This window comes from Actinomadura meyerae (assembly GCF_900188445.1).
GTDB lineage: Bacteria > Actinomycetota > Actinomycetes > Streptosporangiales > Streptosporangiaceae > Spirillospora > Spirillospora meyerae.
The window spans coordinates 137,350-162,202 of the sequence record NZ_FZOR01000002.1 but is presented as its reverse complement, the minus strand read 5'-3'; the positions used below and the strand labels follow the sequence as shown (position 1 = coordinate 162,202).

The window sequence follows — 24,853 nt, the reverse complement described above, 5'->3', positions numbered from 1 at the left end:
GCGTGTTACAACGGAGCGGAGGGTTCTTGATCGTGCCAGACCGGCCGATCGTCCGAGATCAGCCCATTGATCGAGATCAGCCGGTCGTTCGAGCCGAGCCGACCGTTCGAGAGGGAGTGTGCATCCATGTCAGTCACGCGCCGCCGCCTCCTGGCGGGAACGGGCGCGGTGGGGGCGGGGATCGCCTTCACCGGAGCCGTGGAGCAGCTGTTCGCCGGGAGCGCCGCCGCCGCGCCCCCGGGCCGCCACGACGGCTACGGGCCGCTCGTGCCCGACCCGCGCGGCCTGCTCGACCTGCCGCGCGGGTTCCGCTACACCGTCCTGTCCCGGGAGGGCGAGCCGCTGCGCTCGGGGGAGGGCCCGGTGCCGAGCCACTGCGACGGCATGGCCGCCTTCCCCGGACGCGGCCGGACGTGGCTCGTCCGCAACCACGAGAACCGGCCGGACGCCGCGCACCGGGTGCCGCCGGTCGAGGGCGTCACCTACGACCCCGAGGGCCTCGGCGGATGCACCGCGCTGGAGGTCGACGGCGCGGGGCGGGTGCACACCGAGCGCGTCGCCATCGCCGGGACGGCCGTCAACTGCGCGGGCGGTCCGACCCCGTGGCACACCTGGCTGACCTGCGAGGAGACCGAGGACAAGGCCGGCACCAACGGCTACACCAAGGACCACGGGTTCATCTTCGAGGTCGACCCGTACCGGCGGGACCGGACGGTCCCGGAGCCGCTGGCGGCCATGGGGCGCTTCCAGCACGAGGCGATCGCCGTCGACCCGCGCGACGGCACCGTCTACGAGACCGAGGACGCGTTCGAGAAGCCGTTCGGGCTGTTCTACCGGTTCCTGCCGAAGCGGCCGGGCGGCGGGTTCGGCAGCCTGCGGGCCGGCGGGCGGCTGGAGGCGCTGAGCGTCCCCGGCGTCCCGGACCTGTCGGTCGTGCAGGAGCCCGGCACCGTGTTCGAGCATGTCGAGTGGAAGAAGGTGCCCGACCCGCTGGCCAAGGAGACGCCGATCCGGTTCCAGGACTTCGGCTCCGGCGGCATCACCCACGCCCAGAAGCTGGAGGGCTGCTACTGGGGCGGCGACCGCGTCTACTTCGTGTCGAGCTTCGCCAAGACGGCGGACGGCTCCCGCGCCGACCACTTCGGGCAAGTGTGGTCGTACGAGCCGCGGCACCGTCGGCTCACCCTCGTCATCGTGTTCGGCCCCGGCACGGACGTCCAGAAGCCCGGCGAGTCGCCCGACAACATCTGCCTGGCGCCGCAGGGCGGCCTCATGGTCTGCGAGGACGGCGACGGCGCCCAGCACGTGTTCGGCGTGTCCCGCAGCCGGACGGTCTACGCGATGGCGCGGAACAGGCAGAACACCGGCACGAAGGACGAGCCCGCATGGGGCGAGTTCGCCGGGGTCACGTTCTCCCCCGACCGGCGGACGATGTTCGTCAACGTCTACGAGCCGGGCACGACGTTCGCGGTCACCGGCCCCTGGCGCTAGGAGGCCCCCGGTCAGATGCGGCGGAGCCGGACGCGCTGGACGGCGTGGTCGCGGTCCTTGTGCAGGACGAGCGTGGCGCGCGCGCGTGTCGGCAGGATGTTGGAGACGAGGTTGATCTCGTTGACGTCCCGCCACACGCGCTGCGCGAACGCGGCCGTCTCGTCCTCGTCCAGCTCGTGCGCGTACTTGTGGAAGTAGGAGCGCGGGTCGGTGAAGGCGGTGCGGCGCAGCGCGAACAGCCGGTCGATGTACCACTGCCGGATGTCCTCGACCCGCGCATCCACATAGATGGAGAAATCGAAGAAGTCGGACACGCCGAGGGCACCGGGCGGCGGCGCCTGCAGCACGTTCAGCCCCTCGACGATCAGGATGTCGGGCCGCCGGACGGTCTGCACCGCGTCCGGCACGATGTCGTACTCCAGGTGCGAGTACACCGGGATCGACGCCTCGGCCGCGCCCGCCTTGATCTCCGAGACGAACCGGACGAGCGCCCGCCGGTCGTAGGACTCGGGGAAGCCCTTGCGGTCCATGATCCCGCGCTCGGACAGCACGGCGTTCGGGTAGAGGAAGCTGTCGGTCGTCACCAGCTCCACGGTCGGGTGCTCCGGCCAGCGGGCGAGCAGCGTGCGCAGCAGCCGGGACGTCGTGGACTTGCCGACCGCGACGCTGCCCGCCACGCCGATGATGAACGGGGTGGGCGGCACCTCGTCGCCGAGGAACCCGCTGACGGTGTCGCGCAGCCGCCAGTCGCCGAGGAAGAACAGGTTCAGCAGCCGGGACAGCGGCAGGTAGACCTCCTCGACCTCGGTGATGTCGATCGGGTCCTTCAGGCCGCGCAGGGCGTCCAGCTCGCCGGGCGTGAGCGGCAGCGGGGTGCTCTCGCGCAGGGCCCGCCAGGCGTCGCGGGAGAGTTCCACGTAGGGGCTCGGCACGCTGTCCCATCCGCTCGTCATGGCTGAACATTAACCGGGCTGGTCAGCCGGTCACCGGGTTTTCACCGGCGGTTCACGTTAGCGGAGCGGTCCGTGCCGTCCGCGGGTAGGTCCCCGCCGGGACACCGAATAGAGTTGCCGCCATGTGCGGAATCGTGGGGTACGTAGGGGGCCGGCCCGCGCTCGACGTCGTCGTCGAGGGCCTGGCGCGGCTGGAGTACCGCGGCTACGACTCGGCCGGGGTGGCCGTGCTGGCCGACGGGAAGCTGGCGACGGCGAAGCGGGCGGGCAAGCTCGGGAACCTCCGGGCCGCCCTGGAGGAGCAGCCGCCGCCCGCGGGGACGCTGGGCATGGGGCACACCCGGTGGGCGACGCACGGGCCGCCGAACGACCGGAACGCCCACCCGCACGTCGACTGCACCGGCTCCGTCGCCGTCATCCACAACGGGATCATCGAGAACTTCGCCGCGCTGCGCGCCGAGCTGGAGGAGGGCGGGCACGGGCTGGCGTCCGACACCGACACCGAGGCCGTCGCGCACCTGCTGGAGGAGGAGCTGAAGTCCGGCGGCGGCCTCGCCGACGCCATGCGCCGCGTCTGCAGCCGGCTGGAGGGCGCCTTCACGCTGGTCGCCGTGCACACCGGCAACCCGGACCTGGTCGTCGGGGCGCGCCGCAACTCGCCGCTGGTCGTCGGCGTCGGCGAGGGGGAGAACTTCCTCGCCAGCGACGTCGCCGCCTTCATCGCGCACACCCGCGACGCGATCGAGCTGGGCCAGGACCAGATCGTCGAGCTGCGCGCCGACGGGGTCACCGTCACCGACTTCGAGGGCCGTCCCGCCGAGACCAAGGCGTACCACGTCGACTGGGACGTCTCGGCCGCGGAAAAAGGCGGTTACGACTACTTCATGCTCAAGGAGATCGCCGAGCAGCCGCGCGCCGTCGCCGACACGCTGCTCGGCCGGATCGGCTCCGACGGGCGGCTGCACCTGGACGAGATGCGCATGTCCGACCGGGAGCTGCGCGAGGTCGACAAGATCATCATCGTCGCGTGCGGGACGTCCTACCACGCGGGCCTGATCGCCAAGTACGCCATCGAGCACTGGGCCGGGCTGCCCTGCGAGGTGGAGCTGGCCAGCGAGTTCCGCTACCGCGACCCGATCCTGTCGCCGACGACGCTGGTCATCGCGATCTCCCAGTCGGGCGAGACGATGGACGCGCTGATGGCCGTCCGGCACGCCCGCGAGCAGAAGGCCAAGCTGCTCGGCATCTGCAACGTCAACGGCTCCACGCTGCCGCGCGAGTGCGACGGCGTCCTCTACACCCACGCCGGGCCGGAGATCGCCGTCGCGTCCACCAAGGCGTTCCTCACCCAGCTCGTCGCCGTCTACCTCATCGCCCTCTACCTCGCGCAGGTGCGGGGCACCAAGTGGGGCGACGAGGTGTTCGCCATGGTGCAGCTCCTGGAGCGGATGCCGGAGAAGGTCGACAAGGTCCTGGAGACCATGGAGCCGGTCCGCGAGCTGGCCCGGTCCCTGTCGGGCGAGCACTGCGTGCTGTTCCTCGGCCGCCACGTCGGCTTCCCCGTCGCCCTGGAGGGCGCGCTGAAGCTCAAGGAACTCGCCTACATGCACGCCGAGGGCTTCGCCGCGGGCGAGCTGAAGCACGGCCCGATCGCGCTGATCGAGGAGAACCTGCCGGTGGTGGTCGTGGTGCCGCCGCGCGCGCGGGACGTCCTGCACGACAAGATCGTGTCGAACATCCAGGAGATCCGCGCCCGGGGCGCCCGGACGATCGTCATCGCCGAGGAGGGCGACGAGTCGGTGGAGCCGTACGCGGACACGCTGATCCGCGTCCCGGCCGTCCCGACGCTGCTCCAGCCGCTGGTCACGACCGTCCCGCTGCAGGTCTTCGCCTGCGAGCTGGCCACCGCCAAGGGCCACGACGTCGACCAGCCCCGCAACCTCGCCAAGTCCGTCACCGTGGAGTAGATCCGCCGGAACCCGCCGTTTCCGGGTCGCGTCCAATGCCGGGACGAGACCGGAGGTGACGGGTGGCGGAGGACGGCGGCCTCGGCGTCGAGGCGTACGGGGTCACGCGGCGGTTCGGGCCGGTGGAGGCGGTCCGCGGGCTCGACATCACCGTCCCGTACGGGCAGGTCACGGCGCTCGTCGGGGCCAACGGCGCGGGCAAGACGACGCTGCTGCTGATCCTCGCGACGCTCCTCGCGCCCGACTCGGGCACGGTGCGGATCGCGGGCCGCGACGCGCTGGCGAGCCCCGCGCGGGCCCGGGAGTCCGTCGGCTGGATGCCGGACGCCTTCGGCGTGTACGACCAGCTCACGGTGGACGAGTACCTGGCGTTCTTCGCGGACGCCCACGGGCTGCCGAAGGCGGAGCGGCAGCGCCGCGTCACGGCCCTGCTCGCCCTCGTCCGCCTGGACGACCACGTCGGGCGGCCCGTGCACGCGCTGTCGCGCGGGCAGAAGCAGCGGCTCGGGATGGCGCGGGCCCTCGTGCACCGGCCGCGCGTCCTGCTGCTGGACGAGCCCGCCTCCGGCCTCGACCCGCGCTCGCGCGTCGAACTGCGTGACCTCCTGCGGTCCCTGGCGGCGGACGGCGTCGCGGTGCTGGTGTCCAGCCACATCCTCAGCGAGCTGGAGGAGATCGCCGACCGGGTCGTCCTGGTCGACCGCGGCCGGACGGTGGGCGAGCACGCGATGGCGGAGCTCGCCGGCAGCTCGTCCCGAGTCCGGTGGCGGATCCGCTCCCTCGATCCAGGGCGGCTGAGCGCGGCCCTCGCGGGCCCGCTCGACGGGCTGCCGGAACTCCGGGCCGCCGAGTCGCCGGGCGGCGCCGAGGTCGGCCCGCTGACCGAGGCCGAGGCCGCCGCGCTGCTGGCCGAGCTGGTCCGGGCCGGGGTGCCCGTCTGCGGGCTGGCTCCCGCGGCCGGCGCGCTCGAATCGGCCTACCTGGCGATGACCGAGACCGGAGGTGACCGGCGATGACCGCGCGCGGAGTCGGCCTGGTGGCACGGCAGGAGATCAGGACCCGGCTGCGGACCGGCCGCTGGAAGGCGCTGCTCGCCGCCTGGTTCGTCATCGTCAACGGGCTCGGCCTGCTGTTCCGGCTGGCGCTGGGGTCCGGCGGCGGCTCCGCGGACGACGAGCCCGGCATCCCGATGTTCGGCGGGGTGCTGCTCGCGGTGCTGGTGCTCCTGCTGCTCGTCACCCCCGCGCTCGGCGGCCAGTCGATCAACGGGGACCGGGAGCGCGGGACGCTCGCCACCCTCCAGCTCACCCGGCTCACGCCCGGTGAGATCGTGCTCGGCAAGCTCGCCGCCGCGTGGGGGACGGGCCTGGCCGCCCTGCTGCTCACGCTGCCGGTCCTGCTGGTCCCGGTCGCCGAGGGCGCGATCAGCCCGCTGCGGGCGCAGGTCGTCCTCAGCGTCACGGCGCTGCTCATCGGCGTGGTCTGCGCGATCAGCCAGGCATGGTCGGCGCTCCTCGCCCGGAGCATCACCTCGGTGCTGATGTCCTACATCACGGTGTTCGTCCTCCTGGCCGGCACGCCGGTGCTGTACTCGATCGCCCTCCAGTTCACCGCCGAGCGCCGGACCCTCCCGTACGACGGCTACACCGTCGAGCACAGCGAGCGCGTCTGGTGGCTGCTGTCGCCGAACCCGGTCGTCGTGCTCGCCGACGCGGCGCCGCGGCTGCCCGAACGCGAGGTCGTCGTGGGCGACGAGGTGTTCCGCCGGCCGCCGTCGTCCGACCCGCTGGGCGAGATGAGCCGCGGTGTCCGCGACGCCCGCAAGGGCAAGGGCCCCCATCGGCACGACGAGGGCAGGGGAGCCGCGGTGTGGCCGTGGGGGCTGGCCTTCGACCTGGCGCTCGCGGCGGGCGCCGTCGCCCTTACCGCGTCGCGGCTCCGGACGCCCCTCCACCGGGTGCCGAGGGGCGTCCGGATCGCGTGATAACGCCGTGCGGCTGATCACCGCGGAAAGCGCCGAATGGAATTCTCCGGGCCGGTGAAATTCTCAGCCAGGATGCAAGTTGCAGAGTTTCTTTCAGGGGCGGTCGTAACGGCCCGCCCGCACGTGCTCGGTGAACCTGCGCCATTCACCGGGGCCGAACCTCAGGGTCGTCGCGGTGTCCTCGGTGTCGCGCACGGATATCGCCTCCTCGTCGAGTCGGGCCACCTCGACACAGCCGTTGCTGGCACCGCACCGGGTGCTTCTCCTCCACTGGGCGGGGGCTGTCCCACGGAAACTCATTCCGGCTCCCTGCATCGAAAGTTGCATTGACCGCGGCCGCGCTGCCGGTACATCAAGCACACGGTAACAAGATCGCAAAAAACGCCTGACCACGGACGGGTGGCGCGGTACCCGTGCGGCCGGCGTTGCGAGGTAGGACCAGAGTGTCGGGCGGGGTGGCGACAGGCCGGGTCTAGCGTGGACCCGGCCCGTGCGGCGTGTCCCTCCGCGGGCCCTCGTGAGGCGGCGGAAGGCGGCTCAGCGGCGGTTCAGCGCCGCCTCATCGGCCCAGGTCGAATTCGCCCTTCTTGGCTCGTTCAACGAAGTCTCGCCACTCTCCGGGCGAGAACGACAGGACCGGACTCTGCGTGCCGTGCTTGGCGTCGCGCGCCCCGATGAAAGGGGACGAATCGACCAGTGCGGCGATCTCGACGCACGTGTTACTCGCCCCGCAGTGGGCGCTTCTCCTCCATTGCGGAGCAGGAGTGGCGAAAGGGGACACTCGGTGCCTTTCACAAGGATTGAGCCCCTTAGCGGACCCGTCACCAGGCGTCTTTGGCCGCGGCGATGCGCCGCCGGGATTCGTCGGCGTCCAGCGCCTGGCCCGCCAGGCTTGAATAGGCGAGCCTGTACATATAGGTAACAGCCTCATCCGCAAAGTGGCTGATTGTCAGGGATTCCACGTGCACGATATCAGGGAAAACGATGTCATGCACCGGTGAGAATTCCAGAAGGATAAACGATTCAGCCAACACCGAGTGTGCGATACCCAAGGGCAGGATCTGCACGGTCACGTTCGGCGACTCGGTCATCCGGCACAGATGTTCGAGCTGCTCGCGCATGACCTTTGGGTCACCGATCCGGCGCTGCAGAACCGACTCGTCCAGCACCGCCGAGAGTTGCAGCGGGTTCGGGCCGTCCAGCAGCGCGCGGCGCCGCATTCGCACGTCCACCCGGCGTTCGAGTTCCTGCGGCGGCAGCGTGGCGAGGTCGCTCCAGCCGCCGATGACGTGCCGCGCGTAGTCCTCGGTCTGCAGCAGGCCGGGAAAGACGGTGCTGCCCCATTCCTTGGCCGCCGTGGCCTCGGACTCCAGGGCGATGAAGTCGGCGAGCGGGCTCGGCAGGTCGCGGTACTCCTCCCACCAGCCGCGCTGCGCCGCGTCGTGCGCGAGGGAGATGAGGTCGGCGTGCCGGGGGCCGTCGACCTCGTACAGCTCCAGCAGCCGCCGCACGTCGGCGATCTTCGCTCCGGTCCGCGCGTTCTCCAGCCGGCTCACCTTCGCGGTGGACCAGGAGAGCCGCTCGGCGACCTCGTCCCCGGTGAGCCCCCTGCGCTCGCGCAGCCGCCGGAGCTCGGCGGCCAGCCGGCGCTGCCGGACGGAGGGACCTCGGGAAGTGCTCATTGCTCGGGCCTCTCCAGTCCCGGCGGACTGATCATGGCGCATTCTGCCGCACCTGAGTGCCGCAGTGCGAATACATCGGAGCGGATGGGGAAGATTCTACGGCCGATGATTCTTTAACGCACATGACACCGAAACTTGCAGCGCAAGGTACAAATGGCCGGGGCGGGTCCCGCATGGCACCCTTGTCCGTATGACCGAGCCGGGGAGCCGGAGATGAGGTACGCGCACGAGGTCGGCAAGGTCCGGGCGGCCGAGCGGGCCCTGATGGCCCGGCTGCCGGACGGCGCCCTCATGCAGCGCGCCGCCGCGGGCCTCGCCTCGGTCTGCGCCCGCCTCCTGCCCGCCGTGTACGGGTCGCGCGTCGTCCTGCTGGTCGGCGGCGGCGACAACGGCGGCGACGCCCTCTACGCGGGCGCGCGGCTCGCCCGGCGCGGCGCCCGGGTGCACGCCGTCCAGGCCGGCTCCAAGATCCACGAGGCGGGGCTGGCCGACCTGCTCGCCGCGGGCGGCCGCCTCCTGCCGGGCGGCGCGGAGGCCGCCATCGCCGGCGCCGACCTGGTCATCGACGGCCTCACCGGCATCGGCGGCACCGGCGGGCTCCGCGAACCGCACGCCCGGTACGCCGCGCTCGCCGCCGAGTCCACCGCCCTCGTCGTCGCCTGTGACGTCCCGAGCGGCGTGGACGCGAGCACGGGCCGCGTCGACGGCGCCGCCGTGCACGCCGACGTCACCGTCACCTTCGGGACGTACAAGCCGGGCCTCCTCATCGACCCCGGCGCGTCCCGCTGCGGAGTCGTCGAGCTGGTCGACATCGGCCTCGGCCCCGACCTGCCCGACCCGGACGTCGTCGCGCCGCGCCCGGCCGACGTCCAGCCGCCCGAGCCCGCCGCCGAGTCCGACAAGTACCGGCGCGGCGTCGTCGGGATCCTCGCGGGCGGCGACGAATTCACCGGAGCCGCCGTGCTGTGCGCCGGCGGCGCCGTCCACGGCGGCGCGGGCATGGTCCGGTTCGCCTCCGTCGCCCACCCGGTGGAGCTCGTCCGGCACCGCTGGCCCGAGGCCGTCACCACGGTCATCGAGCCGGGGCGCCACGACGCCAAGGTCCTGCAGCGCATCGGCCGCGTCCAGTCCTGGGTGGTCGGCCCCGGCCTCGGCACCGGCGACGCCGCCGAGTCCCTGATCGAGGCGGTCCTGTCCACCGACCTGCCCGTGCTCGTCGACGCCGACGGCCTCACCGTCCTCGCCCGCCGCCGCGACCTCCTGGCCCGCGCCGCGCCGACCGTCCTCACCCCGCACGCGGGCGAGCTGTCCCGCCTGATCGCCGCCGACCGCGCCGCGATCGAGGCGGCCCGGCTCGACCACGTCCGCCGGGCCGCCGCCGAACTCTCCGCGACCGTCCTGCTCAAGGGCTCGACGACCCTGGTGGCGGAGGCCGACCGCCCGGTCCGGGTGAACCCCACGGGCACCCCCCGCCTGGCCACCGCCGGTACGGGCGACGTCCTCTCCGGCCTGATCGGCGCCCTGCTGGCGGGCGGCCTCCCCGCGCTGGACGCGGCCGCGGCGGGCGCCTACCTGCACGGCCTGGCCGCCCGCCTGGCCGCGGCCCCCACCCCCGGCGCCGAGTCCCCGATCAGCGCCCACGACGTGATCAAGGCCCTCCCGGCGGCCTTCCGCACCATCGCCACGCACACTCGGTAACCGAAGACTCACCGAAAGGTGATCGCGCTTCGCCCGTTGAAGGAGGGCTCGCCAGCGCCGACCGCCGAGGGCGAAGCGATGAGTAGGCCACACTTGATGGCATGAAGGTTCCTGCGGAGGCGCGCGTCGATCTCGGTGCCATCGGCGACAACATCGGGCTGCTGCGCGAGCGGGCCGGGGGCGCCGAGGTGATGGCCATGGTGAAGGCCGAGGCGTACGGGCACGGGCTGGTCGAGGCGGCGGGGGCGGCGCTGGCGGGCGGCGCGTCGTGGCTCGGGGTCGCGAAGCTGGCCGAGGCGCTGCGGCTGCGGGACGCGGGCGTGACCGTCCGGACGCTGGTGTGCATCGGTGTGCCCGGGGAGCCGTACGCGGAGGCGGTGGCGCGCGACATCGACCTGACCGTGGGGGCGGTCTGGCTGCTGGACGAGGTCGTCCGGGCGGCGGAGCGGGCGGGGCGGCAGGCGCGGATCCATCTGAAGGCCGACACCGGGATGACGCGGGGCGGCGCGAGCGGCGCCGACTGGGAGGCGCTGGTGGACGCGGCGCTGAAGGCGGAGGCCGCCGGGCATGTGCGGGTCGCGGGCGTGATGTCGCACTTCGCGTGCGCGGACGAGCCGGGCCACCCGTCCATCGCGGCGCAGCTCGCCGCGTTCACCGAGATGACGGCGCTCGCGGAGAAGGCGGGGGCGCGGTTCGAGGTCCGGCACATCGCGAACTCGGCCGCCGCGCTGACCGTCCCGGAGGCGCGGTTCGACCTCGTCCGCCCCGGGATCGCGACCTACGGGCTGACGCCGGTGCCCCAGGCCGGCACGTTCGGGCTGCGGCCCGCGATGACGCTGGTGGCGGACGCGGCGCTGGTCAAGCGGGTCCCGGCAGGCCGCGGAGTGTCATACGGTCACACGTACACCACGCGAGCGGCCGCCAACCTGGCCGTGGTGCCCGTCGGCTACGGCGATGGGATACCGCGGCACGGCTCCAACCTCCTGGAGGTCCTCGCGGGTGGGCGCCGCAGGAGGATCGCCGGGCGGGTCTGCATGGACCAGTTCGTCATCGACCTCGGCGACGACCGGCTCGCGGCGGGCGACGAGATCGTCCTGTTCGGGCCTGGCGACCGCGGCGAGCCGACCGCGCAGGAGTGGGCGGACGCACTGGGCACGATCTCCTACGAGATCGTCACCCGCATCGGGTCCCGGGTGCCGAGGGCGTATCCGGGACGGGCGCTGTAGGGGGCGCGTGCATGGACGGCAGGAGCAGACGCAGGATCGGCCTCGCGGGGGTCATCGCGGGAGCCGGAGCGGCGGGGGTGGGCGCGGCCGTGGGGCTGCGGCACTTCGCCGTGGGCCGGGTGCGGCTGCGGCCCGACCCGGACGCGGGCGAGCCGTTCGGCGAGCTGCGCGGCCGGGAGTTGACCGTCGAGGCGGACGACGGCGTCCCGCTGCACGTCGAGGTGGACGGCCCCGACGACGCGGACCTCACCATCGTCTTCTGCCACGGCTACACCCTCAACCAGGACTCGTGGCACTACCAGCGCCGCGACCTGCGGGGCCTGGTGCGGATGGTCTTCTGGGACCAGCGCAGCCACGGCCGGTCGGGGCGCAGCGCGCCGTCGCGCGCGACGATCGAGCAGACCGGCGACGACCTGCTCGCGGTGCTGGAGGCGACGACCGGCCGGGACGAGCGGGTCGTCCTCGCCGGGCACTCCATGGGCGGCATGTCGATCATGGCGCTGGCGGAGCGGCATCCGGAGGTGTTCGAACGGCGGGTCGCGGGGGTCGCGCTCGTCAACACCTCCTGCGGCGAGCTGGCGGAGATGACGCTCGGGCTGCCGCTGGTGCTGGCCAAGGCCGTCCGGCCGCTGGCGCCCGGTGCGCTGCGCGGCCTCGGCCGGCGCGCCGAACTGGTGGAGCGGGCCCGCGGGCTCGGCGCGGACCTGGCGTTCGTCGTCACCCGGAAGATGGCGTTCGCCGACAAGTACGTCAGCCCGTCCGTCGTCGACTTCCTGGAGCAGATGATCAGGGCGACGCCGATCGACGTGATCGCGGAGTTCTATCCGGCGCTGATCGGCCACGACAAGACGAGCTGCCTCGGCGTCCTCGGCGGGGTGCCGGTGCTGGTGCTGGCCGCCGGGCGGGACCGGCTGACCCCGGCCGAGCACTCCCGCCGCATCGCCGCGGAGCTGCCGGACGCGGAGCTGGTGGAGGTCGAGGAGGCGGGGCACGTGCTGCCGCTGGAGTACCCCGGCGTGGTGACGGGCGGGCTGCGGCGGCTGATCGCCCGGGTCCGCCCGGAGGAGCGTCCCGAGCAGGAGGAGCAGACCGCGTGAACGCGATCACCGTGACCGTCCCGACCGCGGCGGACATGCACGGGCTGGGGCTGCGGCTCGCCGCGCGGCTCCGGGCGGGCGACCTGCTGGTGATGACGGGGCATCTCGGCGCCGGCAAGACGACGCTCACGCAGGGGATCGGCGAGGGCCTGAAGGTGCGGGGCCCGGTCACCTCGCCGACGTTCGTCATCGCGCGGGTGCATCCGTCGCTCGCGGGTGGGCCGTCGCTGGTGCACGTGGACGCCTACCGGCTGGGCGGTTTCGCGGAACTCGACGATCTCGATCTTGACGCGTCGATGGCGGAATCGGTGACGATCGTGGAATGGGGAGAAGGGCTCGCGGAGGGCCTTGCCGAGGACCGGCTGGAAGTGATCATTTCCCGCGGGGACGGCCCCGGGGAGGAACGCGAAGTAAGGATCGTCGGGGTCGGTCAGCGCTGGTCCGACCTGGAACTGGACGCCGGATGACCACCTGAGGGCAACTTCTCCGGTTTTTGCCAACCGGGGTGGTCCACTTTACGGCCACATGTCGTACTCTTTGCCGGAACAAGCCTCACTTACGACATATCGATTCTCAACGGGAGTGGGAACCGGTGAGTGGTAGCCATCGCAGCGGTAGTGACCGCGACAGCTACCGCGGTTCGGGCGGTGGCCAGGGGGCAGGCGGCGGTTACCGGCCGGACGGCGGTGGATACGGCACGGGCGGTTACGGGACGAGCGGGTACGGCACGAGCGGGTACGGCGCGGCGGGCTCCGGCAGCCACGAGTCCGGTGCCTACGGATCAGGACGATCAGGTAGCGGCCCCTACCAGCGGGACAGCGACCCCTATCAGCGGGACAGCGGTCCCTACCAGCGCGAGACCGGCCCCTACGAGACCGGCAGCGGCGGGTACCGCTCCGACACCGGCGGCTATCGCACGGACACCGGCGGGTACCGCACGTCCGACCGGCGCGACACCGGCGGCTACCGCACGGGCAGCGGAGGCTACCGCTCCGACACGGGCGGCTACCGCTCCGGCAGCGGCGGATACCGCACCGGCAGCCACCGGGTGGCGCGCGACGGCCGCGGCGGGCGCCGCTGGGCCGCGATCCTCGGGGGCGTCGGCGCCGGCGTCGCCATCTGCGTCCTCGCGGTGGTCGTCATCCTGACCGGCGTCGGCGCGAGCGGCGACAAGGAGGGCGGCCAGATCGTCGGCAGCGGCGCCGCCGAGAGCTCGCCGACGGCGAAGGGCGAGCGCAGCGTCGTCCCCGACGCCTGCACGATCGTCGCCCAGGACCTCATCGACCGGCTCGCGCCGGGCTCCGAGCGCACCCAGGCCGACACCTACCAGAGCAGCGAGCGGCAGAACCAGTGCGTGTGGGGCGCCTACGCGGGCGAGACCAAGCGCCAGCTCACCGTCGAGCTCCGCGCGATCGCCGGGGACGCGAGCCAGACGCCCACCGACGCCGCGAACAAGACGCTGATCTCCGAGCGCACCGCGGACGAGTCCGGCAAGGCGCTGCTGCCCGGGCAGAAGCTCACCGCCAAGAGCCGGACCAAGGACGTCGGCGACGACGGCTACATCGTCTACAGCGTGGACAAGGGGCAGGGGTCCGGCGAGGCCGTCGGCAACTTCCGGCTCGCGAACGTCCTCATCACGATCCACTACGTGGGTTCCGACGAAGGCGACCCGATCTCGTCCGGGACGGCCAACAACGGGGCCACCGAGACCGCCAAGGCCGTGGTGCAGGCGCTCGAACAGGGCTGAACCGGCCGAGGCCACGGCCCGCCGCCTGACCGGTAGGCTTACAACCCGTGCTGGTCTTGGCTTTCGATACCGCGACCGCCGCGGTCACCGTGGCGCTGTACGAGTGGATCCCGGGTGAGGGCGCCGTACCGCGCGGCGTCGCCGAGGCCGTCGACCGGCGCGCGCACACGGAACTGCTCACGCCGTCCATCGCGCGGGTGATGGCGGAGGCCGGAGCGGTCCCCGACGACCTCAGCGCGATCGCCGTCGGCGTAGGGCCCGGCCCCTACACGGGGCTGCGCGTCGGGCTGGTCACCGCCCGCGCCATGGGGGAGGCCCTGAGCATCCCCGTGCACGGCGTCTGCACGCTTGACATCATCGCCTGGGCCACCGGACGGGACGAACCGTTCATCGTCGCCACCGACGCCCGCCGCAAAGAGGTCTACTGGGCGCGCTACGACTCGGCACGCGCGCGCGCCACCGAACCGGCCGTGGGCCCACCGTCGGACGTTCCCGAAGGGCTGCCCGTGGTCGGCGAGGGTGCCGCCCTCTACCCCGAGGCCCTCGGCGAATCCGATCACGAGCCCCTGCTGCCGTCCGCCAGAGCCCTCGCGGAACTGACCGTCGCCCGCCTGGCCGGGCAGAAAGTCCCCGAGCTCCTCCCGCCAGAGCCGCTCTACCTGCGCCGCCCCGACGCGAAGGAGCCGGGCCCCCGCAAGAAGGTGACCCCGGCATGACCGATGTCGCGCTGCGGCCGATGACCGAAGCCGACCTCCCGGCCGTCCACCGGCTGGAGCAGGCCCTGTTCCCCGAGGACGCCTGGAGCGAGGAGATGCTCCGCGGCGAGCTCGCCGAGCAGCCCCGCACCCGCCACTACGTCGTCGCCGAGGAGCCCGGCGGCGAGCTCGTCGGGTACGCGGGCCTCGCCGCGGCGGGCGGGCAGGCCGACGTGCAGACCATCGGGGTGCGCGCCGACCGGCGCAAGCACGGCATCGGCGCGGCGCTGCTCACCGCGCTGCTGAACGAGGCCGTCCGCCGCAACAGCGAGGCGATCTTCCTGGAGGTCCGCGCCGACAACGACGCCGCGCACCGCCTCTACGAGCGGTTCGGCTTCGTCAGGGTCGGCCTCCGCAAGCGCTACTACCAGCCCTCCGACGTGGACGCGATCGTCATGAGCCGCCCGCTCACCCGCCGTCCCCCCATGGGCTTCAACCGGGAGAACTGATGATTCGGGACGAGCCGCTGGTGCTCGGCATCGAGACCTCCTGCGACGAGACCGGGATCGGGATCGTGCGCGGGCACACGCTGCTGGCGGACGCCATCGCCTCCAGCGTCGACCAGCACGCCCGGTTCGGCGGCGTCGTGCCGGAGGTCGCCTCGCGCGCGCACCTGGAGGCGATGGGGCCGACCGTGGAGCGCGCCCTCGCCGAGGCCGGGGTCACGTTCGCCGACGTGGACGCGTTCGCCGTCACCGCCGGGCCGGGCCTGCCGGGCGCGCTGATGGTCGGCGTCGCCGCCGCCAAGGCGTACGCGCTGTCGCTGGGCAAGCCGCTGTACGGCGTCAACCACCTGGCCGCGCACGTCTGCGTCGACCAGCTCGAACACGGCCCGCTGCCCAAGCCGTGCGTGGCGCTGCTGGTGTCGGGCGGCCACTCCTCGATCCTCCTCGTCCCGGACGTGACGAACGAGGTGCATTCGCTGGGCAGCACGGTCGACGACGCGGCGGGCGAGGCGTTCGACAAGGTCGCGCGGGTCCTGGACCTGGGCTTCCCGGGCGGCCCGGTGATCGACCGCATGGCCCGCGAGGGCGACCCCGCCGCGATCGCGTTCCCGCGCGGCAAGTACAAGGACGGCACCTACGACTTCTCCTTCTCCGGCCTGAAGACGGCGGTGGCCCGCTGGGTCGAGGCGAAGGAGCGGGCCGGCGAGCCGGTCCCGGTCGCGGACGTGGCCGCGTCCTTCCAGGAGGCCGTGGTGGACGTCCTGACGCAGAAGGCGCTGAAGGTCTGCAAGGACAACGGCGTCGGCGACCTGCTGATCGGCGGCGGCGTCGCCGCGAACTCCCGCCTCCGCGCCCTCGCCGCCGAACGCTGCGAGGCCGCGGGCGTCCGCCTCCGCGTCCCGCGCCCGAAGCTCTGCACCGACAACGGCGCGATGGTCGCCGCCCTGGGCTCCGAACTGGCGTCCCTCGGCCGCCCCGCCTCCGACCTGGAACTACCCGCCGACTCCAGCCTCCCCATCGAGACCATAAAGCTGTAAGGCGCTCAGCACTCCCTGAGCAGCTTCGACAGGTAGTCCTCGTATAGCGGGACCTTGGCCTCGTCCATGGTGCGGTCGTCGTCTTCGGGGAGGAGGTCCAGGAGGCTGCGGACGTCCCAGTAGGGGTCGTGGGCGTGGCCGCCGGAGACCTGGTCGAAGGTGGAGCGGAAGTGGTCGGCGACGGAGGTGCCGTAGCGGAGCGCCAGGCCGCGGCGCATGCGGGCGATGTCGACCGAGACGGGGCCGGACGAGGCGTCCGACCAGTCGACGACGCCGGTGAGCTTGCCGTAGGACCAGAGCGTGTTGTCGGCGTGGTAGTCGCGGTGGATGAAGCGGGTGGGCGCGTCGGGGGCGGGGCGTTCGGCGATCTCGAAGGCGCGCTCCCACAGGGCGGGGCGGAGGGCGTGCTTCGGCGGGCGCCGGACGTCGAGCCGGTTGTAGGGGATGTACGGGGGCATCGTGGACGCGCCGTTGAGGGCGTGCACCGACAGCAGCGCGGCGGCGAGCTGGATGAGGTATTCGGGCAGGTCGTCGGGGGACGGCCGGGGCGGGTGGCCGCTGAGCCGGGTGATGAGCAGGGCGGGGACGTCGCAGTAGGCGCCCGCGGGGTCGGCGGCGACGAGTTCCGGGGTGGGGAGCTCGCAGCCGGCGAGGAGGGCGAGCGCGGCGATCTCGCGTTCGGGGGAGAAGTCGGCGTCGGCGTAGCGGCGGGCGCCGCGGGCGTCGGCGGGGCGGCCCGTCCAGCGGCGCAGGACGAGGCGGTGGGCGCTGCCGGAGCCGCTCTCGACGAGCAGGGCGTGGTTGGCGTGCGAGGTCCCGCCGGTGAGCGGCCGCACCATGCGGACCTCGGCGCCCTGGCCGAGGCACTCCTCGACCCAGCGCAGGGTGGGGTGGCCGGGTGGGGCGCCGGTCGGCAGGAAGGCAGCCGGTGTGCGAGTCACCTGATCCATGAAAACGGATTCCGAAGGGTATGGGGAGTGATTTTGCGAAGACGGAACGTAACAAATTGCACGTCAGCGGGGTCGATCAAGGAAGCATCTGCGGTCGTCGCGGGCGGTTGCCGGACAAACTCCGCGTATCCCGTCCGGTATCCGAATGCGGTACGGGTGGGGCCCGCGGCCGGGCCCCACCCGATGGCCGCGCCGGTCAGTCCTTCGGCTCGCGGCGGGGCCGGAGCAGGGCCTCGGCGAGCGCGAGCATCGTCTCCTCCAGCGTGGACAGCCGCTTCAGCACGTCCTCGTGCACCGCGTTGACCTGCTTGGAGACCTCGTCGTGGACGCCGTCGACCTTGCGGCCCACCTCGTCCTCGACGTGCAGGAACCGCTTGGCGAACTCGGCCTGCGCGGCCTCGGCCCGCCGCCCGGCCTCGTCCTGCATGCTCTCCACGCGCCGGGCGAACTCGGCGTGCACGCCGCCGACCTGCCGGGCCACGTCCTCCTGCATGTTGCCGACCTGCTTGGCGACGTCCTCGTGGATGCTGCCGACCTGGCGGGTGACGTCCTCGTGGATGTCGCCGATCCGCTTGCCGAAGTCGTCGTGGACGCCGCTGACCTGCCGCGTCACCTCGGTGTGCACGGACTCGACCTGCTTGGCGACGTCGGCGTGCACCGACTCCACCCGGCGGGAGACGAGGTCGACCTGGGCGGTGAACTCCTCCAGCGCGCCGTCGACCCGCTTGGCGACCTCCTCGTGGATGTTCTCGATGCGCTTGCGGACGTCCTCGTGCACGTCCTCGAAGCGGCGGGAGAACTCGTCCATCCGCTTGGCGACGTCGCTGTAGGCGGTCTCGGCGATCTGCGACATGGTCGCCTTGACCTCGTCGCGGTCCGGGCGCGCGCGCAGCTCCTCGATCAGCGGGTCGACCGCCTCGGCGAGGTGCTTCTCCAGCGCGTCGAAGCGGTCGCCGTACTCGGCCGCCGGACGCTGCGCGATCTCGGCCAGCAGCCGGTGCAGCTCGGCGATCTCCAGCGTGGCGGGGAGCCGCCCGATCCGCTCGCCGACCCCGTCCAGCCGGCCGTCGAGGCTCTCGAACCGGCCGTCCAGGCCCTCCAGCTTGCCCGACAGGCCCTCCAGCCGGCCGTCGACGCCGTCCAGCCGCCCGTCCAGCCCGTCGAGCCGGCCGCCGACGCCCTCGACCCGGCCGTTGACGGCCTCCAGCCCCTGCTCCATCCGCTCGGCCATCTCGCCGAGCGCCTGGTCGACCCGTGCCGTGACCCCGTTGATCGAGTGTTCCAGCCGCTCGGACCGGTGGCCCAGCTCGGCGAGCGACTTGTCCAGCCGGTTGAACCGGACGGACGCGGCCTCCATGCTGCCCTGGAGCTTGTCGAGCCGCTTGGTCATCTCGTCCATGCGCTGGGACGCCTGCTGCGTGGCGTCCGTGATGTGCTGCGCGGAGTCGAGGACGGCCTGGATGCGGGTCAGGCCCTCGTCGACGTTCTCGGCGACGACGCCGACGTCGGCCCACAGCGCCGGCAACTCGGCGACGGGCTTGACCCGCTCGCCGAACGACTCGATGTGCTCGGCCAGTCCTTCGGCCCATTCCGGGGGCTTGCCGGACAGTTCGTCGACCTGCCCGCGGACGCTCTCGATCTGCCCGGTCAGCCCGGTGAGCTCGCGCTCCCGGACCTCGCGGAGCAGCCACTCCATGCCTTCCAGCCGCTGGCGAATCTCGTCCAGGACCTGACCCTGTGAGCGCTGTTCATAGACGTGGTCCTGCGCCGCACGGGCGAGCAACTCCCGCATCCGATCCGAGACCGGTTGACCTCCCGTCTGCAGGAAGTTGTGATTCGTTTCCACCCGATGCTCCTTCGTGTGCCGGCGCGACGAAATGACGCACGGCAAATGAATCTCTGAGGTGGCCACTGTAGTGCGTGCGGGGGACCGCTAAAACGGGTAGCAGAGAAGATTGCGAGTTCTGTGGAATGCGCCTGTTATCCGGCTGGGGTGGAAAGTGAGAATTGGCCGGGCGCGGGCTTGATCACCCCTTCGCGGCAATCGCCGTGATCGTGGTGGTGCGGTGGTGATGCACGGTGGCCGGGGGCGCCGCCGTGTCCGTACATCTCGTCCAACATCGGCAGTTCCCGAACCGGACGCGGGAGCGTCGCGCCGGGGCGCGGCTGCCGTGTCACGGCGGTGCCGGACGGAATCAGGCCCTATTTCGGAGGGTATTCCGCGGCACCGGAGTCCCGGCCGATGAACCTGCCTTGGTGTTTCCGGGTGCGTTGATCTCGCCGCGCCGATTCGCGGCCGGAGCCGCCGCGTTGCCGGGCGCCCGCAATCCCTGGTGGACGCGATGCCGGAAAACGCCGATGATTTGCACCGCCGTGGCGCGTCGCCCGAACCCGCTTGGTGTTGCCCGGCCGCGCGGAAGATCTTTGGGCACGGTTGCCGGCCGGCCCCCCGCCCCGGGCGGGTCAGCCGGCCGCGCCGGCCGGGGCGGGGCGGGTGAGCAGCGCGACCGGATCGCGGCCCACCCTGGTGACCACGAGCGTCGCCGCCGCGCCGCCGCGGCCCGGTCGGCGCCCGGCGAAGCCGAGGTCGCGGCGCAGCCGGTCGACGTCGACGGCCGAGCCGCGCTTCTTGACGGTCAGCACGCCGACGTCGCGGCGGCGCAGCTCCGCGCGCAGGCGCTTCACCGAGAACGGCATGACGTCCTCGATCTCGTAGGCGGACGCGAACGGCGTCGGGCTGAGCCGGTCGGACGTGATGTACGCGATCCGCGGGTCGGCGAGCCCGCCGCCGACCAGCTCCGCCACCTCGCCCACCAGGTGGGCGCGTATCACCGCTCCGTCAGGCTCGTATAGGTAACGCCCCCACGGGCGGACGTCCGGGTCGTCCGACACGTGCGGGGTCAGTGTCGAGACATGCGGGTCGGTGTCGGACGACAGCAGCGTGGCCCGGCGCCCCACGTCCCCTGCGAGGGCCCCCAGCCAGAGGGCCGCCTCCTTGACGTCGCCGTGGACCGACACCCACTCGGCTTCTGCGCCGCCCGGGACGGCCTCATGCGGGATGCCGGGTGCCACCTTGACGCACGCCGCAGGGACCTTCTGCGCCCTGTCCAGGACGATGTCGAGCGGCGGCTCATAGGAACGAGGGTCGAAGACCCTGCCGCGTGCGGTGCGGCGTCCGGGGTCGGCGAACACCGCGTCGAAGCCGTCCAGTGCCGCCTCGGTCGCGTCGCCGGTGCGCACGGACGCGTCGAGACCGAATTCGGTCACGTTCGCCTGGGCCACCTCAGCCGTCAGCGGGTCGAGCTCCACGCCCTCCCCGGTGAGCCCCGCACGCCCCCGCGCGATGAGGTCGGCACCTATCCCGCAGCCCATGTCCAGTACGCGCGCGCCGTTCAGCCGGTCGGCGAACCGCCGCGCACGATGCGCCGCCACGCTCGCGCGGGTGCTCTGCTCAAGGCCCGCCTGGGTGAAGTACATGCGGTCGGCGTCCGGACCGAACTTGGGCCGCGCCCGCTCCCGGAGCCGCACCTGCGTGAGCGCCGCCGCGACCAGCGCGGGATCGTGCCGCTCGCGCAGCCGCGTCGCCGTGGCGAGCAGCCCGTCCTCGCCGACGTCCGCCGCCGACGCCTCGCCGAGGAGCGCCTGGCCGGAGGGCGTGCGCAGGGCCCGGAACGACGCGATGTCCATGCAGCGAAGTTAGCGCCCGGTCAACGGCTCCCGGTGCCTCCGTGTCCGTGTTGACGGGCTCACGGCCACGGAATAGTCTCCATGACTGGCACTCTCGTACTGAGAGTGCCAAACCACAGCGACAAGGTCGGTCTGGCACCCGCGACGGCAGGCCGGTCCAGGGTCGCCTCTTCTGTCACATGTGCTGGCCGGTCATCCGTGGCCGGCCGAGGACCAATCGAAGGGGAGGTCAGATCGTGACGACCGCCACCAAGGTTGTTCTCAAGCCGCTTGAGGACCGCATCGTCGTCCAGCCGCTTGAGGCCGAGACCACCACCGCGTCGGGCCTGGTGATCCCGGACACCGCCAAGGAGAAGCCCCAGGAGGGCACCGTCCTTGCCGTTGGCCCGGGGCGCGTCGACGACAAGGGCGAGCGCGTCCCGGTCGACGTCAAGGTCGGCGAGGTCGTGCTCTACAGCAAGTACGGCGGCACCGAGGTCAAGTACAACGGCGAGGAGTACCTCGTCCTCTCGGCCCGCGACGTGCTCGCGGTCATCGAGAAGTAATCACCGAGACGTGATGCACCCGCCCCGGTCGGCGCCGCCTTCGGCGGGGCTGCCGGGGCGGATCGCGTAATAGAGGAGTATCCGCATGGCGAAGATCCTGGAGTTCGAGGAGGACGCTCGCCGGGCTCTTGAGCGCGGCGTCAACGCTCTCGCGGACGCCGTCAAGGTGACGATCGGCCCGCGCGGCCGCAACGTCGTCATCGACAAGAAGTTCGGTGCGCCGACCATCACCAACGACGGCGTCACCATCGCCCGCGAGGTCGAGCTTGAGGACCCCTACGAGAACCTCGGGGCCCAGCTCGCCAAGGAAGTGGCGACCAAGACCAACGACATCGCCGGCGACGGCACCACCACGGCGACCGTCCTCGCGCAGGCGCTGGTCCGGGAGGGCACCCGCAACGTGGCCGCCGGCGCGTCCCCGCTCGCGCTCAAGCGCGGCATCGACGCCGCCGCCCAGCACGTGTCCGACCAGCTGCTGAAGTCGGCCCGCGAGATCGTCGAGAAGCACGAGATCGCGCACGTCGCGACCATCTCCGCGCAGGACGCGCAGATCGGCGAGCTGATCGCGGAGGCGTTCGAGAAGGTCGGCAAGGACGGCGTCATCACCGTCGAGGAGGCCCACACCATGGGCCTCGAGCTGGAGTTCACCGAGGGCCTCCAGTTCGACAAGGGCTACCTGTCGCCGCACATGGTCACCGACCACGAGCGCATGGAGGCCGTCCTGGAGGACGCCTACGTGCTCATCGTGGACGGCAAGATCTCCAACGTGCAGGAGTTCCTGCCGCTGGCCGAGAAGGTCGCGCAGACCAAGAAGCCGCTGCTCGTGGTGGCCGAGGACGTCGAGGGCGAGGCCCTGGCGCTGCTCGTCGCCAACAAGATCCGCGGCACCTTCACCTCCGTCGCGGTCAAGGCGCCGGGCTTCGGCGACCGCCGCAAGGCGATGCTCGGCGACATGGCCACGCTCACCGGCGGCCAGGTCGTCAGCGAGGCCATCGGCCTCAAGCTCGACTCGATCGGGCTGGAGGACCTCGGCCGCGCCCGCCGGATCACCGTCACCAAGGACGCCACCACCATCGTCGACGGCGAGGGCTCCGCGGACGAGATCAACGCGCGGGTCAACCAGATCAAGGTCGAGATCGAGAACTCCGACTCCGACTGGGACCGCGAGAAGCTGCAGGAGCGGCTGGCCAAGCTGGCCGGCGGCGTCTGCGTGCTGCGCGTCGGCGCCGCCACCGAGGTGGAGCTGAAGGAGAAGAAGCACCGCCTGGAGGACGCCATCTCGGCGACCCGCGCGGCGATCGAGGAGGGCATCGTCTCCGGCGGCGGCAGCGCGCTGGTGCACGTGGCCAAGGAGGGCTTCGAGGCCCTCGGCCTGTCCGGCGACGAGGCCACCGGCGCCGAGGCGGTCCGCCGCGCGCTCACCGAGCCGCTGCGCTGGATCTCCGAGAACGCCGGCCAGGAGGGCTACGTCGTCGTCTCCAAGGTGCAGGCGCTGCAGACCGGCCACGGCTACAACGCCGCGACGGACGAGTACGGCGACCTGATCGCCCAGGGCGTCATCGACCCGGTGAAGGTCACCCGCTCCGCGGTCACCAACGCCGCCTCGATCGCGGGCATGCTGCTCACCACCGAGGCGCTCGTCGTCGACAAGCCGGAGGAGCCCGAGGAGGCCGCCGGCGGCGGCCACGGCCACGGGCACGGGCACGGCCACTGACCCTTTCCGCACCCGGCCGGGGCAGCCCGCCCCGGCCGCCGGGAACGGCCCGTGCCGGTCCGGCCGGCACGACGACCCCCGTCCACGCGATGGACGGGGGTCGTCGTTATATGCCTATATGGGACGTTCTTTGACCGATGGGCGGTTCAAAGTTTCGTGACGCGTGGCAGTGAATTGATCGCATGACGTAGTTTTCCCAGGTTCGTTCCCGCACTGTGACCATTCCGTTGTCTACGACGGGGCAGACACGCCCGGCGGCGCTGGGCATCATGCTTGACGTGACCGAGGGATGCTTCGCCGGGACCGTGACCGCGCGCGCTGCCGACCCCTCGGGAGGTGCGGCCCCGCCGCAACCTCGCGACGGCGGCCGCGGGACGCGGGCGCTGCGCGCGGCCGACGCCGCCGACGGCGACCTCAAGGAACTGACGAACCGCGCCGTGCAGGGCGATCCGGGCGCCATCGAGGGGCTCATCGCCGAGGTGCGTCCCATGATCGTGCGGTACTGCCGGGCCCGGCTCGGCCGGGTGTCCGGGCAGTACCACATCGCCGACGACGTGGCCCAGGAGGTCTGCATCGCGGTGCTGTCGGCCCTGCCCCGCTACCGGGACATGGGCCGCCCCTTCGCCTCGTTCGTGTTCGGCATCGCCGCGCACAAGATCGCCGACGCGCTGCGCAGCGCGGTGCGCGCCGCCGTGCCCACCGAGGACCTCCCGGACGGCCCGGACGACCGGCCCGGCCCCGAGGAGACGGTCGTCCGGTACATCGAGGCGCAGCGCGCCCGCGACCTGCTCACGCGGCTGCCCGAGCACCAGCGCGAACTGGTGCTGCTGCGGGTCGTCGCGGGCCTGTCGGCCGAGGAGACCGGCAACGTGCTCGGCATGTCGGCCGGCGCGGTGCGGGTCGCGCAGCACCGTGCCCTGGCCCGGCTCCGGGCGATGGCGAGAGAGGAGTCGATCGCTTGACGGAGCGAGGCCCCCTCACCGGCATCGGGGGCGCCCCGAATCCGGCCGAGCCCTCGCACTCCGGTGATGCCCCGGCCCCCGGACCGGCGTCCGGACCGACCGCTGGACGGGCACCGTCACCGGGACCGGCGTCCGGACCGGCACCGGCTCGCGCCGCGGGTGCCCAGGCGGCCGGCCCGCCGGCCGCGGACCTGGCGGACGTCCGCCGCACCGACGCCCTGATCGAGTCGCTGGCGGCGCGCCGCCTGCCCGCGCCCCCCGCCGCCCCGGCCTCCCCGGGAGGCGCGGGCGACGATTCCGACCCGGCGGTGCGGCTGCTGCACGCGCTGATCATCGACGTGGACGACCAGACCACCGACCCGGCCCCGCCGGCGCCGTCCGGCCCCGGCCCCCGCCGCCGCGGGCCCCGCACGATCGTGGCCCTCGGCGTGGCGGGCGCGGTCCTCGCCAGCACCGGCGTCGCCGCGGCCGGCGGCGGCACCGCCGACCGGGCCGCGTCCGCCGCTCCGGCGCCGAGCGCGTCCGGGCACGCCGCCCCGGGCTCCGTGCCCGCCGCGGGCGACACCGACACCGCGACGAAGGCCGCCCCGCGGGAGCCGTCCGCCGCGCCGGTGCCCACGCCCGAACCGACGCGGACGCACCGGCCGTCCCGCGGCCGCGAGCGCGAGGACCTCAGGCGCCTCAAGCGCCGCCTGGACGACCTGTTCCCGCTCCGGCACCGCGACCGCCGCCCGGAGGAGCCCGTCCGGATCACGCGCTCGATGCCGTCGGAGCGCCCGGAGGCCGGGCCCGGCGACGAGGAGCCCGTCCTGGACCTGGACGCCCTGCGCCGGGAGGCGCAGCGCCGCACCGACGACCGCTACCGGTCACCGCGCTGGGACGACTGAGCCCGGCCGACTGAGCCCGAGCCCG

The 24,853-nt window shown here is 72.7% G+C and carries 23 protein-coding genes; 16 read left to right on the top strand and 7 right to left on the bottom strand.

The annotated features are described in order from the left end of the window. The first annotated feature begins 126 nt into the window (after positions 1-126). The gene (locus CHF16_RS03490; protein WP_089324426.1) at positions 127-1,491 is read left to right on the top strand and encodes an alkaline phosphatase PhoX; all 1,365 of its coding nucleotides are present in this window, start codon (positions 127-129) and stop codon (positions 1,489-1,491) included. 11 nt (positions 1,492-1,502) lie between these two features. Here CHF16_RS03490 and coaA read toward each other — a convergent pair whose 3' ends face one another. Beyond that, the gene (gene coaA / locus CHF16_RS03485) at positions 1,503-2,444 is read right to left on the bottom strand and encodes a type I pantothenate kinase (protein WP_089324425.1); all 942 of its coding nucleotides are present in this window, start codon (positions 2,442-2,444) and stop codon (positions 1,503-1,505) included. A 122-nt stretch (positions 2,445-2,566) separates the two neighbouring features. Between coaA and glmS the strand changes: the two genes are divergently transcribed. The 3 genes from glmS (at position 2,567) to CHF16_RS03470 (ending at position 6,395) form a co-directional block, all read left to right on the top strand. Then, the gene (gene glmS, locus CHF16_RS03480) at positions 2,567-4,411 is read left to right on the top strand and encodes a glutamine--fructose-6-phosphate transaminase (isomerizing) (protein WP_089324424.1); all 1,845 of its coding nucleotides are present in this window, start codon (positions 2,567-2,569) and stop codon (positions 4,409-4,411) included. 62 nt (positions 4,412-4,473) lie between these two features. Further along, complete coding sequence (locus CHF16_RS03475) at positions 4,474-5,427, top strand: ABC transporter ATP-binding protein (RefSeq protein WP_089324423.1); 954 nt, start codon at positions 4,474-4,476, stop codon at positions 5,425-5,427. Further along, positions 5,424-6,395, top strand: a complete 972-nt coding sequence (locus CHF16_RS03470; RefSeq protein ID WP_089324422.1) for an ABC transporter permease — start codon at positions 5,424-5,426, stop codon at positions 6,393-6,395. Before CHF16_RS03475 ends, CHF16_RS03470 begins: the two co-directional genes overlap by 4 nt. A 93-nt stretch (positions 6,396-6,488) precedes the next feature. On the opposite strand, the gene CHF16_RS03465 is transcribed toward CHF16_RS03470, so the two are convergent. From CHF16_RS03465 to CHF16_RS03455, 3 genes are all read right to left on the bottom strand, one after another. Next, positions 6,489-6,695: a DUF397 domain-containing protein gene (locus CHF16_RS03465; protein ID WP_089324421.1), complete on the bottom strand. Its 207-nt coding sequence runs from the start codon at positions 6,693-6,695 to the stop codon at positions 6,489-6,491. Between the two features lie 259 nt (positions 6,696-6,954). Next, a complete protein-coding gene (locus CHF16_RS40775; protein ID WP_089324420.1) occupies positions 6,955-7,326 on the bottom strand; it encodes a DUF397 domain-containing protein in 372 nt (123 codons plus the stop codon). Next, positions 7,217-8,077, bottom strand: a complete 861-nt coding sequence (locus CHF16_RS03455; protein ID WP_089324419.1) for a helix-turn-helix domain-containing protein — start codon at positions 8,075-8,077, stop codon at positions 7,217-7,219. Before CHF16_RS03455 ends, CHF16_RS40775 begins: the two co-directional genes overlap by 110 nt. Before the next feature lie 213 nt (positions 8,078-8,290). Here CHF16_RS03455 and CHF16_RS03450 point away from each other — a divergent pair, with 213 nt between their 5' ends. The 8 genes from CHF16_RS03450 to tsaD all read left to right on the top strand — a co-directional run bounded on the left by CHF16_RS03450 (position 8,291) and on the right by tsaD (position 16,083). Further along, entirely contained in the window at positions 8,291-9,775 is a 1,485-nt protein-coding gene (locus tag CHF16_RS03450; protein ID WP_089324418.1) for an NAD(P)H-hydrate dehydratase, read from the top strand. A gap of 101 nt (positions 9,776-9,876) precedes the next feature. Beyond that, positions 9,877-11,001: an alanine racemase gene (alr, locus tag CHF16_RS03445; protein WP_089324417.1), complete on the top strand. Its 1,125-nt coding sequence runs from the start codon at positions 9,877-9,879 to the stop codon at positions 10,999-11,001. Between the two features lie 11 nt (positions 11,002-11,012). Continuing rightward, on the top strand, positions 11,013-12,098 hold the full coding sequence (locus CHF16_RS03440; RefSeq protein ID WP_089324416.1) for an alpha/beta fold hydrolase: 1,086 nt from the start codon (positions 11,013-11,015) through the stop codon (positions 12,096-12,098). A gap of 35 nt (positions 12,099-12,133) precedes the next feature. After that, complete coding sequence (gene tsaE / locus CHF16_RS03435; protein ID WP_089324621.1) at positions 12,134-12,565, top strand: tRNA (adenosine(37)-N6)-threonylcarbamoyltransferase complex ATPase subunit type 1 TsaE; 432 nt, start codon at positions 12,134-12,136, stop codon at positions 12,563-12,565. 125 nt (positions 12,566-12,690) lie between these two features. Further along, the gene (locus CHF16_RS03430; protein WP_089324415.1) at positions 12,691-13,845 is read left to right on the top strand and encodes a hypothetical protein; all 1,155 of its coding nucleotides are present in this window, start codon (positions 12,691-12,693) and stop codon (positions 13,843-13,845) included. Between the two features lie 47 nt (positions 13,846-13,892). Continuing rightward, complete coding sequence (gene tsaB / locus CHF16_RS03425; RefSeq protein ID WP_089324414.1) at positions 13,893-14,561, top strand: tRNA (adenosine(37)-N6)-threonylcarbamoyltransferase complex dimerization subunit type 1 TsaB; 669 nt, start codon at positions 13,893-13,895, stop codon at positions 14,559-14,561. After that, positions 14,558-15,049 (top strand): ribosomal protein S18-alanine N-acetyltransferase, encoded by a 492-nt coding sequence (gene rimI, locus CHF16_RS03420; RefSeq protein WP_089324413.1) that lies wholly within the window; start codon positions 14,558-14,560, stop codon positions 15,047-15,049. Before tsaB ends, rimI begins: the two co-directional genes overlap by 4 nt. Next, positions 15,049-16,083: a tRNA (adenosine(37)-N6)-threonylcarbamoyltransferase complex transferase subunit TsaD gene (tsaD, locus tag CHF16_RS03415; protein WP_218826512.1), complete on the top strand. Its 1,035-nt coding sequence runs from the start codon at positions 15,049-15,051 to the stop codon at positions 16,081-16,083. The genes rimI and tsaD overlap by 1 nt, the downstream gene beginning before the upstream one ends. A 5-nt stretch (positions 16,084-16,088) precedes the next feature. Here the strand turns inward: tsaD and CHF16_RS03410 are convergent, their stop codons facing one another. The 3 genes from CHF16_RS03410 to CHF16_RS03400 form a co-directional block, all read right to left on the bottom strand. Continuing rightward, the gene (locus CHF16_RS03410; RefSeq protein WP_089324412.1) at positions 16,089-17,033 is read right to left on the bottom strand and encodes a phosphotransferase family protein; all 945 of its coding nucleotides are present in this window, start codon (positions 17,031-17,033) and stop codon (positions 16,089-16,091) included. A gap of 196 nt (positions 17,034-17,229) precedes the next feature. Continuing rightward, positions 17,230-18,879, bottom strand: a complete 1,650-nt coding sequence (locus CHF16_RS03405; RefSeq protein ID WP_089324411.1) for an apolipoprotein A-IV repeat region-like domain-containing protein — start codon at positions 18,877-18,879, stop codon at positions 17,230-17,232. Positions 18,880-19,496: 617 nt separating this feature from the next. Beyond that, positions 19,497-20,720 carry a class I SAM-dependent methyltransferase gene (locus CHF16_RS03400; RefSeq protein ID WP_089324410.1) on the bottom strand — a complete coding sequence of 408 codons (1,224 nt, stop codon included), beginning with the start codon at positions 20,718-20,720 and terminating at the stop codon, positions 19,497-19,499. Positions 20,721-20,956: 236 nt separating this feature from the next. Between CHF16_RS03400 and groES the strand changes: the two genes are divergently transcribed. The 4 genes from groES (at position 20,957) to CHF16_RS39230 (ending at position 24,828) form a co-directional block, all read left to right on the top strand. After that, complete coding sequence (gene groES, locus CHF16_RS03395) at positions 20,957-21,265, top strand: co-chaperone GroES (RefSeq protein ID WP_089324409.1); 309 nt, start codon at positions 20,957-20,959, stop codon at positions 21,263-21,265. Positions 21,266-21,350: 85 nt separating this feature from the next. After that, positions 21,351-22,979 (top strand): chaperonin GroEL, encoded by a 1,629-nt coding sequence (groL, locus tag CHF16_RS03390; protein WP_089324408.1) that lies wholly within the window; start codon positions 21,351-21,353, stop codon positions 22,977-22,979. A gap of 269 nt (positions 22,980-23,248) precedes the next feature. After that, positions 23,249-23,941, top strand: coding sequence for a sigma-70 family RNA polymerase sigma factor (locus CHF16_RS03385; RefSeq protein ID WP_425427467.1), 693 nt, complete (start codon positions 23,249-23,251; stop codon positions 23,939-23,941). Continuing rightward, positions 23,938-24,828 (top strand): hypothetical protein, encoded by an 891-nt coding sequence (locus CHF16_RS39230; RefSeq protein WP_143227860.1) that lies wholly within the window; start codon positions 23,938-23,940, stop codon positions 24,826-24,828. Before CHF16_RS03385 ends, CHF16_RS39230 begins: the two co-directional genes overlap by 4 nt. The last annotated feature ends 25 nt before the right edge of the window (positions 24,829-24,853 follow it).